Below are 16,725 nucleotides of genomic sequence, written 5' to 3' on the forward strand. Positions count from 1 at the left end.
GCTCACGCTTCCTCGCGACCGCTGCGGTCCAGAAACGCCTGAAACGAGGCGTCAAGTTCGCGCTCCTCGCCGTCGTCCCAGCTCCACTGGTAGATGCGGCCGCGCTGGGGTCCGCTGATTCCGATCCCGATCAGCACGCCGAACTGTTCGCCGATCTCCAGGAACCAGACCGGCAGATCGGCTCTTCGTTCGACGTACGCGGCGATCAGATCCAGCCGGTCCTCGTTCGCGTCCAAATCGTAGAGCGAGTAACGGAGTTCCGTGAACGGGTTCTCCGGGGATTCCTCCTCCGTCCAGACGGGGAGCGGTCCCCCGAGGAGAAACTGTCGATAGTCCTCGGGCAGCGGCGTTCCGATTCGGCGTTCGAACGCCTGAAGATCCGCGTCGCGGTCGCTCATCGGCGCGGTTCTCCGTGGCGTCCGAAGGTGAACAGTTGGCTCTACGCTTCCTGACCCGTCATTTCGGCGCTGGTCATTTCCGAACCGCCGAGCGCTCCGCCGCGGGTGAGCAGGCGACGTTCGAGCACGCTAGCCTCGATCGGGATCACCTTCGTGCTGGCGCTGAGGTCGGTGCGAAGCAGGTCAGACGACTTGCTTCCCGACGGAGCGATCTGGAACTGCAGGATGTAGGCGCCCATCTGCAGGCCCTGGCCCTCGAACGTCGGCGGCCAGAAGTTCTGCGCCCGGCTCGAAAGCATCTTCGCCAGCAGTCGCGTCGCGCGGCCGGAAAGTCCGCACAGCACCATCTCCAGACGGCCCTGAGCCTCGCGATGGAGATAGAAGACGAGGGCGGCGTCGGAGTCCTTCGCGTTCCAGGGAACGCAGTCCCAAGTATCGTCCGCCTTGCGATAATAAATGCCCGGACCGTCGTCGCGACCCGCGGCCAGACGCGTTCCGCCGAAGCAGGACTGGGCCGCCGGATCGAAATCGCGGAACCGCAGGTAGAACGGCACCGTTCGGTCGTTCGGATCGGCGATGTCGTCCTCGCTGACGTAGGGCGTGCCGTGAAAGGCGCTCGCGACGACCAGTTCGACGACCGGGTTGCTCTTCATGCTTCCCAGGCAGATCAGCGCCTTGTCGCTGGTCGTGTGATCGAACTCGCGATAGACCTCCGCTCCGCGTTCCTTGACGATCGCGTCTTCGGCCTGAAACGGGCTCCAGACGAGCGTCTGCTTGATATGTTCCGGGTGGGGCTTCGCGTTGCCGGAAGGCATGACGTGATGGTGGGCCGTTCCCCCCAGCGTCGAAACGCCGTTCAGCAGTTCGCCCAGGAGCAGCGAATCGGACGCCACCACCCAGGCCGAGTCGGCGTTGTCCGCTTCGTCGCGACGGACGCCCATGCAGAGTTCCAGCCGCTTCCGCCGGGCGAGCATCTCCCAGAAGTTCTCGGGCTCGACGGCGAACAGCGCGCCGGGCAGTTGATCGGCCGGCACGTGGCCATGCTCGATCAGGTAGTCGCACAGCCGCGAGAGCGCCTTCAGCGGGATGTACTTCACCTCGTTCTTGAGCAGCGCGGCGACCTGGTGACGGTCGAGACCCGTGTACTCCACGATCGTCTTGATCGTGCCGGGGCGCTTCCGGGGATCTGGGACGTGTCCCAGCAACTCGGCCAGGCGGAACGAGTAGCGCATCGCGAAGAGCTTTCGGAGAGGAAAGCGAAGAGAAGCGGAGAAGGTCGCGCGAAGGACGATAAACGCCCATTGCGGCGGCGATCATATCATAATCGGCTCTCTCGCGAACAGGGTCAAGGAAATTTTACCCGCCGTTAAGCCCGCGACGCCGCCGCGTGCCTGACCCTCCGGGAGCGGGGATTTCGAGGCCGGTAACCCGCGGCGGCGAGAGCATCGGGCCGCTTAAACGGTCGGAACCGTCATCCGTGCGGGGAGATCCGAAGCGGGAGCCGGCTTCGGCTCAGGAGCGGAGCGCCCCTTAAACGCATCGCGGCGACGTTGTTCCGCGGGACGGGGGTCAGGTCGGCAGCATGCCGGCCGCGGCTTAAGCGAACTCCTTCACCATGGCGGAAACGGCCTTGAAGCGAGGGTCCTTCGAGTCCCGGCACCATTCGAACAGCACGCTTTCGGTGCAGGCGATGAAAGCGCCGGCGTCGCGCATCCGCGAGAGCCCGCTGGCATGCAGGAAGCCGGTCCGGGCGCTGACGGCGTCCTCCAGAACGAAGACGTCGAACCCCCACGCGATCAGATCGAGCGCCGACTGCAGCACGCAGACGTGCGTCTCCACGCCGGTCAGCAGGACCTGGGTCCGGCCTTCATCCTTTCTTAACCCCTCCAGCCGGGCGACGAGCTCCGCCGAGTCGCGAAGGGAGAACGACCGCTTCTCGAACCGCTGAGGCAGCGCCGCCAGCAGTTCCGGCACGAAGGGCTTCAGCTTCTCGGGATACTGCTCCGTTCCGAACCGCGGCACCTCGAACAGCGCCGCTGCCCTTAACAGCCGCTCCGTCGCCCGTACGACCTTGTCGCCCCCCTCCACGATCGGGACGAAAGTCTCCTGCAGGTCGATCGCCAGAACAATCGACGCGTCGCGATCGATCAACAGCGGACTGGGCGAACGGCGATGCGGATCGGAAGAGAGGCCTTCGTTCACAGTTGTACCTGCGGAGAAGCAGCGGACCCAATTCTTGGCGCCAGAAGGAAAATTCGACGTTCGAGAGGCCAGCGTAACGCAAAACGCCCGACCGCGAAGGGCGGCCGGGCGTTCCATTTTACGACAGTCATCCGTCGGAGCCGGCCAATCGACCGAGCCTTACTCCGAGTCCTGAATGCCCAGCTTCATCTCGTCCGAATTCCCGCGAAGTTCCGGGGCGTACATCGCCTGACCGACAGCGGGCAGGGCGCTGAACTTGCCGGGGATCTCGGCCCGCACGCGATACTTCAGGCTGTGCGTACCGCGGGCGAGTTGGCGGACGAAGAAGGTCACCTTCTCGTCGCGGAACTCGACGTAGGCGTGCATCCCGTCGTTCCGGTAGCCGCTCTGCACGTCGACCGGCTCCGTCCCGGCGGCCTTCGAGTCTTCGAACATCAGGTACTCATAGTCGTTCTTGCTGTCGATCGTCAGTTCGATCTCCAGCAGATCGCCGCTAACCACTTCGTCGCCCGTCTTGAGCGGCTCCCGGCGGTACTTCTCGACCTTGCGATCGAGAATCTGGCCCCGCTGACCCGGCGCGATGACGGAGGCCTCTTCCGGCACGAGCTTGTAGTACGCCCGCTCGACCTTCACCTCCAAGCCCGCCTTGGTGATGAACTCCTCCAGCGTGAAGTTCGTCAGGTAGGCGTTCCAGTAGACGGGACCCTTGCCCGAGCGGCGGATCTCCACCTCGTGACTGCCAGCAAGAACGGCGACCCCTTCCAGCAGGAACCGGTCGTCGTAGGCGAACAGGTTGCCGGGGTTGATCTCCACAGCTTTCTTGAGTTCCCCGTCGAGGAAGACCTGCACCGTCATGTCGGGCCGCATCTCGTCCGACTTGGCGAGGTATTCCGCGAACGCCTCCACGCAGAGCGCCGTGTCGCGGGTGCTGTTCCAGTAGGTGCCGTGCTTACGGTTATTGAGCAGGTACTTCACCAGCCGCGGCGCCGCCTGTCCCTTGGCCTCGGTACGAGCGAGCAGCTTCAGGTAATAGGCGTTCGCCTCGACCTCGCTGCCGTACCAGAACCACCACCAGTCGTTCTCCGGCAGTCGGAGGTAGGCCGTCTCGTTCTCGTCGTCCTCGACCAGGAACTGCGAGATGTTCTCCAGGATCATGTCGAGCTTCTCCTCGTCGCCGATCTTTTCCAGCCCCAGCCCGAACGTCGCCTTGGCGTAGACCGCCAGCTCGCCCCGATCGCGGAAGAGATAGTCCCGCATCGTCGGGTTCTCGCGACCTGCTTCGGTCAGGAGCATGTAGATGAGCGAGTCGAGGTTGTCCGCCATGCGCTTGTTGGGGCCTTCCTTTCGGTCGAAGCGTTGGAGCTTCGCGACCTGCTCGGCCTCGTACCGGGCTAGCCATTCGATGCCCCGTTCCAGCATGCCGCCGGGCAGCGCCACGTCGGCCTCGCGGGCCCGCATCAGGCCGTTCACGACGACCGCTGTCGTATGCGGCCAGCTCCGTTCGCCGTAGCCGGAGAACCAACCCCAGCCGCCGTCGGCGCACTGCATGTTGGCCAGAGCCTTCACCCCCTCCTTCACCATCCGGTCGAGCTCGTCCGGATCGAACACCGGGTTCCGGTCGAAGCGCTGCCACTGGGCGGCCCGGACCGCGGGATCGCCGATTTCCTGCGCGTTCAGGTTCGCCCGCTTCTCGCGGATCTGCTGCAGGTCGACCCCCATGTCGATCAGCGCCTTCTTGGTGACGACCGACGGCACGAAGCGATTCAGCGTCTGCTCCGTGCAGCCGTAGGGGAACTCGGCCAGGTAGGGCAGGGCGTCGACCATCGCGCCCGCCAGCGTCGGCGAGTACCGCACCTGCAGGAGCGACTGCTCGGGCCGGCGATCCTCCGGCACGTTGATCGTGAACTTCTCCGACTGGTCGTCGGGCCGCACCGTACCCGCCCAGGCTTCCATCTTCTCGAAGCCGTGGACGTAGCTCGGGAAGGTCATCTCCATCGCGTCGGACTCTTCGTCCGTCAGCGCGAGCATGCGGATCTTCGCCGTTCCCTCGCGAACGACCTTCACGCGCCAGTCGACCCGCGACTCGCCTCCCGCCGGGATCTCGATCGTCCGCTTGAGGTCGGCCTCGTCCACGGCGACAAGCTCTTCGCCCGGCAGTTCGAGGACGACCTCGATCTGCTTCGCGGCGTCGAGATAGTTGTGGACGTTCGCGGAGAGGACGACCTCGTCGGTCTGCACGAAGAACCGCGGAGCCTGCATTCGGATGAGCAGGTCCTTCCGCGTGACGACCTCGGCTTCGCCCGAGCCGACGCGGGTGCCGTGGCCCATCCCCCAGACCTTGATCTTCCAGGCGGTAAGGTTCTCCGGCATGTCGAGTTCGACCTCGGCGACGCCGGTCGCATCGGTCTCCACGGCGCCACGCCAGAGCGCGAGATCCGCGAAATTCGTGCGCACCGTCGGCTGCACCATCGGCGCCCCCCCTGAACCGGCGTCGCCCTTCGCCTGGGGAAGTCCTCCCCCCGCAGCGCCAGCGAAGTCGCCGGCCATCGCCGCGTCGGCCATCGGCGCGGAAGCCGCTTCCATCCTGAGCCCCTCCATAGACGAGGCCATCGCCATCGGCGCTCCGGGAAGCGGGGGTCCGCCGGCGCCGCGGCGGGACATCATCGACTTCCGCATGACCCCGGATTGCCGGTCGACGCCCGACTCGTCTTCCAGACTCGCAACCTCTTCGACGACCGACGCGCCGAAAATGCCGAGGAACTGCATCGCGTCGTTGTAGTCCGCGACGAGGTTCGACGACGACTTGTCGAGGCTCCCCAGTTCATACGGCTGGTGCGTACGACGCCACTTCCAGAAGAACTCCTTAATGTCCTCCGTGTTGCCGCCGCCCGAGATGTATTCCAGCGACTTGTCGTAGATCGAAACGACCGTCGTCCCCTGGAAGTTCTCGCCGCTGAAGTCGGTCAGGTGGATCTTCACCTTGGCCTTCTCGCCCGGCTTGTAGGTCTCGCTGGAGGGGAGAACCTCCAGGTTCAGGATTCGCTTCTCCGGCGGAACGACGATCTCCTTCGCGACGGAGTGATCCTGCGCTCCGCTGACGGTCACGGCTTCGACGAAGAAGTTCGGCATGTCCTTCTTCTCGACCTCGAGATCGACGACCGTGCTCTTGCCCTCGAGCTTGAGCATCTTCGGCGGCAGGTAGACGCCGTTCGACGGCTTCACGAAGAGCAGCACCGTCGCGTTCGGCTGGTCGGCGTTGACCTGCAGGCGGACCGTCTCCCCCGGGGCGTAATTCGCCTTGTCGGGGATCAATTCCAGCGCATTGAAGCGGAAGTCGCCGCCGTCGAAGTCCTCGCCGATAATGGTGAAGATGTAGCCGCCCGAAACGGTGTGGCCGTTGCCGTCGTCGACGTCGCAGGCGAAGCGATACTGGCCCGACGCGCTCGCCCGGAAATCGAGTTCCGCCGTTCCTTCCGCGTTCATCTCCAGCTTCCACGAGCGGACCGGCGTCTCGATCGGCTCGCCCTGCTTGTCGTAGGCGATCTGATAGAGCGTCGCAGCGGCCTCGCCCGTCACCGGCTTGTCGGCGATGGTCCGCGCATGGACCCGCGCATTCACGACGTCGCCCGTGCGGTAGTAACCCCGTTCGAGCCAGGTATAGACCTCGAACGGCTTGCGTGCGACGAGGATCGTGCCCGAGCCGACGATGGTCCTGCGCGACTGGTCGCGGACCTCCGCCTCGATCGTGTACTTGTGGTCGCGATCGCCCATCGTCTCCTTGGCCAGGAGCGTGTCGATCTCGAACTCGACGATTCCCTCTTCGCCGATGGGAACCTCGACCTCGGCGATCACTTCGGGCGGTCCGTTCGCCCCCTGATACATCCACCAGGGGGGCGGAGCGATGCAGCCGACCCAGCGGTCCCATCCGGGATACCACGCGTAGTCCTGCGCGAACCACCAGTAGCCGCGACCGAAGCACCAGTCCCACGGGTTATGCGGGTACCAGCGCTCGTCGTGCTCGGTCCGGAGGATCTTGTACTTCACCGTCGCGTTCACGACGGGCGAGCCGAAATAATACTTCGCCTCGATCTTGCCCGTCACCTTTTCGCCCAGCATGACCGGTTCGGAAGGCGCTTCGACCTTCACTTCGAACTCGGGCTTCTTGTACTCCTCGACGCGGAACATGCCGCCGCCGGAGGCGAACTGACCGTCCCGGGGACGCATGTTCGTGACGTTGATGTAGTACTGCCCCAGCGTCGCGTCGCCGGTCAGGTCGAACGTCGCCTCCACGCCGCCGTACGCGTCCGCCTTGACGGTCTTCTGCCAGACCTCGTTCCCCTGCGGATCGCTGATCCGTAGTTCGACGTCGGAGCCGGCGAAGTCCGAGCCTTCGTTGTCGTACTGCGCCTTGCGGAGCCAGGCCTTGAAGTGAACCGTCTGCTCCGGGCGATAGACCGGGCGATCGGTGATCAGGTACGCCTTGACGGCGTTGTATTCCATCTCGACGTACTGGCTCCCCCAGACGGAGTCGTAGCCGAGGTAGGCCAGACGCGTATCGTCCTCGCCGATCAACGTGACCAGCCACTGGAACTCCGTCTTCAGATCGCGCGGATCGGGCACGACCATGCCGTTTTCGTCGGTCGTCTCCGCGAACTGGCTGGTGACCGTGCGGAAGCGACCGTTCCCTAAGTGTTCCTGCTTGTAGCCGAAGAAGTCGACCTTGGCGCCGACGATCGGAGCGCCCGTGACGGCGTCCGCGCAGAAGTAGAGGTTCTTGCCCTGATCGAGCGGCTTCTTCACGATCGCGCTGTCGGCGACCCACAACAGGACGGAGCTCGCCTTTCCTCCCTTGATCTTCGCGGTGACGAGAAAGGCGCCCGCCTCGGCGAGCGGCGACTCGATCGTCACGCGATCGTCGAAGTGGTTCGGGCGCGGATCGAGCTTCTCCGTCCATTTGGCGACCTGCTCGCCCACGTACTTTGCGTCGCCCCGCTGGATCAGCCGCATGCCTACGTCGGAAACGTCGACCTTCTCCCACTCGAGTCGTTCGCCGCTCTTCTTCAGGTAGGCCTTCACGTCGTCGAGCAGTTCGCGAATCTTCACTCGCTTGGCGACGAACTCCACCTCTTCGCCGTTGCGGAAGCGAAACTCGAACGTCGCCTTCTCGCCCGCGGGCTGCGTGCCGACCGGCTCGAACATGCCCCAGGGATCGACGATGTCGGAGAGCTGCCGACGCTTGTAGTCGTTCGCGCCGTACTTCTCGATCGACGTCCTCCACCAGTCGGCCGCCTTCGGATATTGCCGGCGGTTGAGATAGAGCCAGGCGAGGGCGTTCGCGGCGTTCTCGCTATGATTGCGGTCTTTCGACTGCTCAACCCGCTCGTAGAGCTTGATCGGGTTGAACTCGTCCGGCAGTTCGAAGCGCCGGACGCCCGTCGCCAGCCGCGCGATGGTCTCGTTATCCTTCAGCGTGTGCAGCGCGTACGTTCCCGATTCATCCTCCTCGTCTCCTTCTCGACCGGAGAGCATGGGTCGGAATCCGCCGCTCGCGAGCGTGCCGACGCCGTACATCTGTTCGTAGAACGCCGCCTGCAATGAGAGAACCTGAGCGAGCCGGCTCGGTTCGACCTCGATTGCCTGCTCCATGGCCCAGCGCCAGCGTTCGCCGTCGTTCGCCGCCTCGTCCCAGCTCTTCGGCGTGCGGAAGAAGATCGGGTTTCCCTCGTCGTCGACCGGCGTGCCGACGCTCATGTTGGAGTGGAACCACTGGCGCTCGTAATCGGGCAACTCGCTGAGATCGGTCAGATGCTGCAGGCGCCAGACTTCGAGCGCGCCGTTGTAGAGCGTGATCGACCGGGCGAGTGTCAGATAGAACTCCGCCGCGAGCGACTTGTCGTCCGCCTCCTTCGCCGACGGCAGGGCCTGCACCAGGAGTTGCAGACCGCGAGCCCGGTCGCGACCGAGCGCGAGCGCCCACTCGCCGCCGCCTCGATGGGGACCGCGCTCGAACTTTCCGGAGACGATGAAGCCGTCGTGCTGAACCTGGGCGTAGATGTCGGCGGCCTTCCAGAGCACGCGCCAGTCATCTTCGTGAACGGCGACCGTCTTCTCCAGCAGTTCGTCCGCCTCGCCGATGCGTCCCAGATTCTGCAGGCAGTAGAGCGCCTGCTGCAGGTCCTCCGCCGCTGCGGCTTCGCCGTTCTCTTCAGAGAAGCAGAGTTCCTTGTACAGCCCGAGCGCGTCGTTCCAGTTCTTCTCCTGGTACTTCTGCGCCGCCTGGGCCCGTTTCGCGTCGAGGCTTCCTGCGTCCGCCGCTTCGGCGCCCATTCCGACCCCTCCGCCGAGAGTGAGGGCCAAAGCCATAGCCGCCGCCACGCCCAGCCGCCCCAGCATCGACGTCGGAAGTTTGGGCCGGGGAACCGCGGGAGGTTGTCCGACTGCGGACGAAAAGAACTGCGAACGTACGCCGAACATGCGAAAAGTCTCCGGTCCGTCGAAAGTCTGGCCGTCGAGAGTCCGGCGCCGCGGCTGTTGCGATCCGTCTTCGGCGTCCGACTCCCCGTTTATACCTGATCCGCCCGATTGGACGCGGGATGGGGGAATGGAGTTCCCTGACGCTATAGAACCAAGGCGTTCTTGCTTGCTCCGACCTCGTCTCAATTTGCTCGCGCGCCAACGATCGGCCTATACTGAAGGAATCCCTCCGCACGGCATTGCGCCGCTTTTCTCCCATCTCTCCCTGCCTCTTCATGACCGGTCGCCCTCTCGCCGCCCGTCGCTTCGGGACGCCCGTGCCTGGCGCCTGGGTCGCCTGCATCGCTGCGCTCGTCGGCACGACGGCGTTCGCGGACGATCGAGTCGATTTCGCGCGCGACGTTCGCCCGATCCTTTCGCGGAACTGCGTCTTCTGCCATGGCCCCGACGAGGAGCATCGTCAGGGCGATCTGCGGATGGACGAAGAAGAGGACGCAAAGCTCGACCGCGGCGGCTACCAGGCGATCCTTCCCGGCTCCGTCGAAGAGAGCGAGGCGATTCGGCGGATCCTCTCCGATGACGAATCTGAAAAGATGCCGCCGCCCGACAGCCACAAGAAGCTGACGGCGAAGGAAATCGGGACCCTCACGAAGTGGGTGGAGCAGGGCGCCGAGTGGTCGGGCCACTGGGCCTACCTCGCACCGCGCCGCGAAGCCGATCCGCCGGTGCAGGACGAAGCCTGGCCGCGGAACTTCGTCGACCGCTTCATCCTCGCCCGCCTGGAAGAAGAAGGGCTCGCTCCTTCAGTTCCGACCGATCCGGTGACGCTCGTCCGGCGGCTGAGCTTCGACCTGACCGGTCTACCGCCCGAGAGCGCCGACGTGGAAGCGTTCGCCGCCGACCCGAGCGACGCGAACTACCTGGCGCTGGTCGACAAGTACCTGGGGTCGCCCGCGTACGGCGAACGGATGGCGGTCTACTGGCTCGACCTAGTGCGTTACGCGGACACCGTCGGCTACCACGGCGACCAGGACCATCGCATTTCGCCCTATCGCGACTACGTCATCGCGGCGTTCAACGCGAACCTTCCCTTCGATCAGTTCACGCGGGAGCAGCTTGCCGGCGATCTGTCGCCCGATCCGACGATCGCGCAGCGCGTCGCGACGGGCTACAACCGCATGCTGCAGACGACGCACGAGGGGGGCCTGCAGCAGAAAGAATACCTGGCGATTTACGCTGCCGACCGCGTTCGCAACGTGTCGAACGTCTGGATGGGGGCGACGGTCGGCTGCGCCCAGTGCCACGACCACAAGTACGACCCTTACACGATCAAGGATCACTACGCCCTTTCCGCCTTCTTCGCCGACGTCGACGAAGCCAAGCACTTCACTCTCGGCTCCAACGATCTTCCCACGAAGCGCCCGCCGGAGATCCCCGTCCCGACCGAGGAAGAGGAGCAGCGCGAGACTGAACTCGTCGTAGGCGTCACCGAGGCGAAGAAGCAGGTCGAAGCCGCAGACGCTGAAGAGGCGGCGAAGAAAGCCGCGGAGGAGAAGCTCTCGCAGGCTGAGAAGGAACTCAAGACTCACCGCGATTCGATCCGCCAGTGCATGGTCACCGTCTCGATCGAGCCCCGCACGATGCGCGTCCTGCCGCGCGGCAACTGGATGGACGACTCGGGCGAAGTCGTGCAGCCGGCGATTCCGGCGTTCCTGGGCACGCTCGCGAAGGAGGATCGCGCGACGCGCCTCGACCTGGCGAACTGGCTCGTCCACGGCAAGTCCGACAGCGGCCTCTTGACCGCGCGGGTGTTCGCCAATCGCTTCTGGTACCTCGCCTTCGGCGAGGGCCTGTCGCGTTCGCTAGACGATTTCGGCGGCCAGGGAGAACCGCCCAGCCATCCGGAACTGCTCGATCGCCTGGCTCATGAGTTCGTCGACTCGGGCTGGAACGTCAAGGCGACGATGCGAACGCTCGTCACCAGCAGCGCCTATCGCCAGTCGTCGACCGTCTCTCCCGAAGCGCTCGCCGCCGATCCGGAGAACCGCCTGTTCGGTCGACAGAACCGCTTCCGTCTTCCCGCAGAAATGGTCCGGGACAACGCGCTGTCGATCGGCGGCCTGCTCGTCGACGAGATGGGCGGCGACAGCGTCAAGCCGTACCAGCCCGACGGATACTACAAGCACCTGAACTTTCCGAAGCGAACGTACAAGAGCCACGACGACGAACGCCAGTGGCGCCGGGGCGTCTACGTTCACTGGCAGCGGCAGTTTCTCCATCCGATGCTGAAGGCGTTCGACGCCCCCAGCCGCGAGGAATGCACGGCCAAGCGCCCGCAGTCGAACACGCCCCTCGCGTCGCTCGTGCTACTGAACGACCCGACCTTCGTCGAAGCCGCGCGGCGCTTCGCCGAGACGCTGCTGCTGGAAGCGGAGCATCGTGAGACGCCCGTTTCCACCGCCGCCGCGCCAGCCGATGCCGATCAAGCCGCTTTCGACGTCGTTCTCGAAAACGCCTTCCGCCGGACGCTCTCCCGCTCGCCGGAAGATTCCGAACGGGCGAAGTTCGCGGAGTTCTACGCTTCGCAGAAGGCCCGCTTCGCCGCGAGTCCGAAGGATGCCGAGGCTCTGATCGGCGTCGGACTGGCCAAGCGAATCGGCGAAGCAGACCCCGTCGAACTCGCCGCCTGGACCAGCGTCTGCCGGGTTCTGTTCAACCTGAGCGAGACGATCACGAGGAACTGACCATGCACGATCCCCGCCTCGCCGCGCTCCTGCAACGCCGGACGTTTCTATCGAACGCCGGCGTCGGGCTCGGCGCGCTCGCGCTCGGCAGCCTGCTCCGCGGGAACGAGTCGGCGCCGAAGCTCGACCCGTCAACGCTCCGCGCCAACGGTCCGGGCGTCGCGGGTCTTCCACACCTGCCGCCGAAGGTGAAGCGGGTCATCTTCCTCTGCATGGCGGGCGGTCCGTCGCATCTGGAGACGTTCGACTGGAAGCCGAAGCTGGCCGAACTCGACGGCAAGCCGATGCCCGAGTCCTACACGAAGGGCCAGCCGATCGCCCAGTTGCAGGGCACGGATCTGAAGGCTGCCGGGCCGATGACCAAGTTCAGGAAGCATGGCCAGAGCGGGCTGGAAGTCAGCGACTTTCTCCCCTGGCAGGCGAAGCTGGCCGACGAGATCTGCGTCATCAAGTCGATGGTGACCGAGCAGATCAATCACGACCCCGCCCACACGTTCATGAACACCGGCACCGCCATCAGCGGTCGCCCCTCGATGGGCTCGTGGGTGAACTACGGCCTGGGGAGCGAAGGCGACGACCTGCCCGGCTTCGTCGTTCTGACCAGCGTCGGCGGCCGCGATCCGCAGCCGATCGCCTCGCGCCAGTGGGCCTCCGGCTTCCTCCCCAGTCGGTTCCAGGGCGTGGAGTTCAACTCCTCCGGCGACCCCGTCAACTACGCCCGGAATCCGCCAGGCGTGGACGACTCGTCGCAGCGGGAGGTCGTCGATCTCGTCCGTCAGCTCGACGGCGAACGCTACGCGAAGACCGTCAACCCCGAAATCGCGACCCGCATCGCCGCGTACGAGATGGCGTTCCGCATGCAGTCGTCGGTGCCCGACCTGACCGATCTGTCGGACGAGACGCAGGAGACGCTCGACCTCTACGGCGCCAAGCCGGGCGACGGGTCGTACGCGTCGAACTGCCTGCTCGCGCGGCGACTGGCTGAGCGGGGCGTGCGGTTCATTCACCTGTACCACCGGGGCTGGGACCACCACGGCGACTTGGTGAAGTACATGAACGTCTGCTGCGGGCTAACCGACCAGCCGACGTACGCCCTGCTGACCGACCTCAAGCGTCGCGGGATGCTCGAAGACACCCTCGTCATCTGGGGCGGCGAGTTCGGCCGCACCCCGATGTTCCAGGGGAAGGGCGGGCCCGGTCGCGATCACCACATCAAGGGCTTCTCGATGTGGATGGCAGGCGGCGGCCTGAAGAAGGGAATCAGCTACGGAGCGACCGACGACCTCGGCTACAACGCCGTCGAAAACGTCGTCCACGTCCGCGACCTGCACGCGACGATGCTCCATCTCCTCGGCATCGATCACAGTCGCTTCACCTACGAGTACCAGGGCCTCGACACCAAGCTCACCGGCGTCCAACCGGCCAAGCCGGTGAGGGAGATTCTGGCGTAGCCATGGCGGGAAGCTCGACGCCTTCCTGAGCGGGGGACGAAAGTCCCCCGAGGAATGTCCAGAGTTGCGTCGAAGACCTCGGGGGACTTTCGTCCCCCGCTCAGAAATTACGCAATCGTCAACCGAACCCGCACACGTACCGCCAGCGTGCCGACGCGGGCGGCGAAGCGCCGCGAGTTTCGTCCGACGGAACCGCGGCGACGACCTCTTCGCGTCCGACCAGCTCCGTCGTTTCGCCGGTGATCAGCGTGAAGAACGCGGGGCGGGGGAGGCGATCGTCAGGGAAGGCGACGCGGTAGGCGCTGCCGAGATACCCGGGCGCTTCGCGGTAGCGGCAGGCGACGTCGAATTCCCAGCCGGCGACGTCGTCGCGGGCGGTGACGCTGGCCGACCAGTGACTCTTCCCGGCCATGCCGACGAAAAACCACGCGGGTCGTCCGTCGATCTCCTGGCGGTGAAACTGTTGGAAGGGCGGACTCGCCGGCCAGGCCTCCGTCGCCGCGGCGTGCATACCGTGCGATCCGTCAGGCGCAGCCTGACCTGCGAAGGCTCCCTCTTCGCTCGCTGCCGAGGCGATTCGTTCCCCCTCGGCGCTCAGCAGTTCGATCCGATGGGCGTACCGGTCGCCCGCGCGAAACAGCACGAGCCGGAGGAAGCGTTCCCCCGACTCGATCGTCCATTCGGCTTCTATCGGGCGCTCGACGGGCGGCCCGTTTCCTGTCGATTCGCTCAATCGTCGTCGCCGCCTTCCGCGACGTCCTGACCGACGCGCCAGCGGAGCGTCGCGTCGAGGAACGGCTGAATTTCGCCGTCCATCACCGCGTGAAAGTTGCCCATTTCGTATTTATGCCGGGCGTCCTTCACCCGCTGATCCGGATGCAGGAAGTAGTTGCGGATCTGGCTGCCGAAGCCGACGCGGGCTTTGTTCTTGTATGCGTCCGCCTGCTCGGCTTCCCGCTTCTCTTCCTCGATCCTGAGCATCGCCGCGCGGAGCATCTTCCAGGCGGTGGCGCGATTCTTGTGCTGGCTCCGTTCCTGCTGACACTGGGCCACGGTGCCCGTGGGAAGGTGGGTCAGACGGATGGCGCTGCTCGTCTTGTTGACGTGCTGACCGCCGGCGCCGGACGCGCGGAACGTATCCTCGCGGACGTCCTCTTCCCGGATGTCGATGACGATCGTGTCGTCGACCTCGGGCGTGACGTCGACCGCCGCGAAGCTGGTCTGACGCTTTCCTTCAGCGTTGAAGGGGCTGATCCGGACCAGCCGGTGATGCCCCGTCTCCCCCTTCAGATAGCCGTAGGCCATCGGTCCGCGGATCGCGATCGTGGCGTGATCGATGCCGGCTTCGATGTTGTCCTCGCGATCGAGGAGTTCCAGTTGATAGCCGTTCTTCGACGCCCAGGCGGCATACATCCGCAGGAGCATATCGGCCCAGTCGCAGGCGTCGGTGCCGCCGTCGCGGGGGACGATCGTCATGATCGCGTTGAGCGAATCGTTCGGACCGTTGAGGAGCGCCTTGAGCTGAAGTTCTTCCAGCCGCCCTTCGACCCGTTCGATCTCCTTGCGGATTTCGGGAACGAGCGAATCGTCCTCTTCGGCCAGCTCGAACAGTTCCGCGAGGTCGCTCTCCGTCTTGATGCAGTCGGTCAGCGGCTCCACGACGGTCCGCAGACCCTTCATCTTGGCGAGCGTCGCCTGGGCCCTCGTCTGATCACCCCAGAAGCCGTCCATGGACATTTCGTCCTCGAGGGCGGCTAATTGCCGAGCTTTTTCAGTCCAGTCAAAGAGAGTCCCTGAGGACGGTGATCGACTGACGGATCGATTTGGCGCGATCGTAAAGTTCGGCTTCCATGTCGTTCCTTCGGCCCGGCGACGATGCGCCTTCGGCTGGGTGATCATCAGGCGCCTCCGGAATCCGAAGGCGCGATCGAGCATCTTAACGCATCCCGGGCGGACGGGGCGCCCGCTCGGCTTCTATAATTGGATGCACGTCAGGGCGGTGCGGTTTTCGATCTATTTCCTGAGCGGAGGGTGTCAACCCTCCGAGTCCGAACGACAAGGCGCCGATACGCTCGGAGGGCTCACGCCCTCCGCTCAGCGGCTCACTTGTTTCACAGCGGAGTTCAAGTTTGGCACGCGTCGTTCTCGCCATGTCGGGAGGCGTCGACAGCAGCGTCGCGGCCAGCCTGCTTCTGGAGCAGGGCCACGAGGTCGTCGGCGTCTTCATGCGCCACGGCGAAGCGAGCCCGGTCGCGTGCGAGCTGGAAACGGTCGGCGAAAGCGCTGCCGGCGACAACGCTTCTGAGCGGGGGACGACAGTCCCCCGAGGTCGAATCGATAACAGCGCCAGCCTCGGGGGACTGTCGTCCCCCGCTCAGGGTCTGGAATTGCCCGTTCTCTCAGCTCATTCCGACCACAAACGCGGTTGCTGCACGGCCTCCGACGCCGAAGACGCGCGCCGCGTCGCCGATCGGCTCGACGTGCCGTTCTTCGCGCTCGATCTGGCGGGCGAATTCCGCGAAATCATGGACTACTTCGCCGACGAGTATCTCTCCGGTCGCACGCCCAACCCCTGCGTGATGTGCAACCGCTGGATCAAGTTCGGCAAGCTGTTCGACTACGCCGACTCGATCGGAGCGGAGTTTCTCGCGACGGGTCACTACGCCCGCATGAGCGTCCACGACGGCGAACCGGCCCTGCTGCGCGGCGTCGATTCCAACAAGGATCAGTCGTACGCTTTGTTCGGGGTCGAGCGGCATCTGCTCTCGCGAATGCTGCTGCCGGTCGGGACGTTCACCAAGCCGGAGATCCGCGCCGCGGCGGAACGGATCGGCCTGCGGGTGGCGGAGAAGCGCGACAGCCAGGAGATCTGCTTCGTCGCCTCGGGCAAGCATGGCGACTTCATCCGCGCCCGGCATGGGGGCGACCGGGCAGGGGAGATCGTCACCGTCGCGGGAGAGGTTGTCGGCACCCATCGCGGCGTCGAGGATTTCACCATCGGCCAGCGCAAGGGACTGGGCGTCGCGATGGGCGAACCCTACTTCGTCGTGTCGATCGATGCCGAGAGCCGCCGCGTGACGATCGGCCCGGAAGAGTCGCTCTACGCGGAGGGCCTGGAGGCGAGCGACGTCAACTGGCTCGTCGATCTGCCTTCCGCCGCAATCCGCTGCGAAGCGAAGATTCGCTACAACGGCCCCGCGACGTCCGCGACCGCCGAACCGACGGAGGAGGGCTTTCGCCTGACCTTCGACGATCCGCGGAAAGGGGTCGCCCCGGGGCAGGCCGCCGTACTGTACGACGGCGACCGGGTCCTCGGCGGCGGATGGATCGACCGGGCGTTCCGCCGGTAGTGGGCTAGCTTAAATGTCGTGTTAGGTCAGGCGGTCGCGATCATGGATGCCAATGCGATGAGTCCGATCACCGCCAAGATGGTCGCCAAGTAGACCGCGGCCAGGA

9 protein-coding genes are annotated in these 16,725 nt (G+C 65.2%); 3 read left to right on the forward strand and 6 right to left on the reverse strand.

The annotated features are described in order from the left end of the window. Positions 1–2 precede the first annotated feature (2 nt). The 4 genes from SH602x_RS20140 to SH602x_RS20155 form a co-directional block, all read right to left on the reverse strand. Positions 3–398, reverse strand: coding sequence for an SMI1/KNR4 family protein (locus tag SH602x_RS20140; RefSeq protein ID WP_479474006.1), 396 nt, complete (start codon positions 396–398; stop codon positions 3–5). Between the two features lie 41 nt (positions 399–439). Continuing rightward, positions 440–1,630, reverse strand: coding sequence for a helix-turn-helix domain-containing protein (locus SH602x_RS20145; protein ID WP_479471830.1), 1,191 nt, complete (start codon positions 1,628–1,630; stop codon positions 440–442). Between the two features lie 364 nt (positions 1,631–1,994). Beyond that, positions 1,995–2,600: an isochorismatase family protein gene (locus tag SH602x_RS20150; protein ID WP_479474007.1), complete on the reverse strand. Its 606-nt coding sequence runs from the start codon at positions 2,598–2,600 to the stop codon at positions 1,995–1,997. Positions 2,601–2,759: 159 nt separating this feature from the next. Further along, positions 2,760–9,074 (reverse strand): alpha-2-macroglobulin family protein, encoded by a 6,315-nt coding sequence (locus SH602x_RS20155; protein ID WP_479474008.1) that lies wholly within the window; start codon positions 9,072–9,074, stop codon positions 2,760–2,762. Between the two features lie 275 nt (positions 9,075–9,349). On the opposite strand from SH602x_RS20155, the gene SH602x_RS20160 reads away from it, so the two are divergent. Continuing rightward, entirely contained in the window at positions 9,350–11,818 is a 2,469-nt protein-coding gene (locus SH602x_RS20160; protein ID WP_479474009.1) for a PSD1 and planctomycete cytochrome C domain-containing protein, read from the forward strand. Positions 11,819–11,820: 2 nt separating this feature from the next. Continuing rightward, positions 11,821–13,269 carry a DUF1501 domain-containing protein gene (locus tag SH602x_RS20165; RefSeq protein WP_479474010.1) on the forward strand — a complete coding sequence of 483 codons (1,449 nt, stop codon included), beginning with the start codon at positions 11,821–11,823 and terminating at the stop codon, positions 13,267–13,269. A 118-nt stretch (positions 13,270–13,387) separates the two neighbouring features. On the opposite strand, the gene SH602x_RS20170 is transcribed toward SH602x_RS20165, so the two are convergent. Both SH602x_RS20170 and prfB read right to left on the reverse strand, forming a co-directional pair. After that, a complete protein-coding gene (locus SH602x_RS20170; protein ID WP_479474011.1) occupies positions 13,388–14,002 on the reverse strand; it encodes a hypothetical protein in 615 nt (204 codons plus the stop codon). Continuing rightward, a protein-coding gene (gene prfB, locus SH602x_RS20175; protein ID WP_479474012.1) for a peptide chain release factor 2 occupies positions 13,999–15,121 on the reverse strand; the annotation gives its coding sequence in 2 pieces (ribosomal slippage) (positions 13,999–15,051 and positions 15,053–15,121; 1,122 coding nt in all). Before prfB ends, SH602x_RS20170 begins: the two co-directional genes overlap by 4 nt. Positions 15,122–15,398: 277 nt before the next feature. Between prfB and mnmA the strand changes: the two genes are divergently transcribed. After that, a complete protein-coding gene (gene mnmA, locus SH602x_RS20180; protein ID WP_479474013.1) occupies positions 15,399–16,619 on the forward strand; it encodes a tRNA 2-thiouridine(34) synthase MnmA in 1,221 nt (406 codons plus the stop codon). Positions 16,620–16,725: the final 106 nt, after the last annotated feature.

Source organism: Lignipirellula cremea (assembly GCF_056501455.1).

Bases quoted from the DNA above. Each gene is read 5' to 3' on its own strand.
- SH602x_RS20145 (WP_479471830.1), bottom strand. From the start codon at position 1,630: ATGCGCTACTCGTTCCGCCTGGCCGAGTTGCTGGGACACGTCCCAGAT.
- SH602x_RS20160 (WP_479474009.1), top strand. From the start codon at position 9,350: ATGACCGGTCGCCCTCTCGCCGCCCGTCGCTTCGGGACGCCCGTGCCT.
- SH602x_RS20155 (WP_479474008.1), bottom strand. From the start codon at position 9,074: ATGTTCGGCGTACGTTCGCAGTTCTTTTCGTCCGCAGTCGGACAACCT.
- SH602x_RS20165 (WP_479474010.1), top strand. From the start codon at position 11,821: ATGCACGATCCCCGCCTCGCCGCGCTCCTGCAACGCCGGACGTTTCTA.
- SH602x_RS20140 (WP_479474006.1), bottom strand. From the start codon at position 398: ATGAGCGACCGCGACGCGGATCTTCAGGCGTTCGAACGCCGAATCGGA.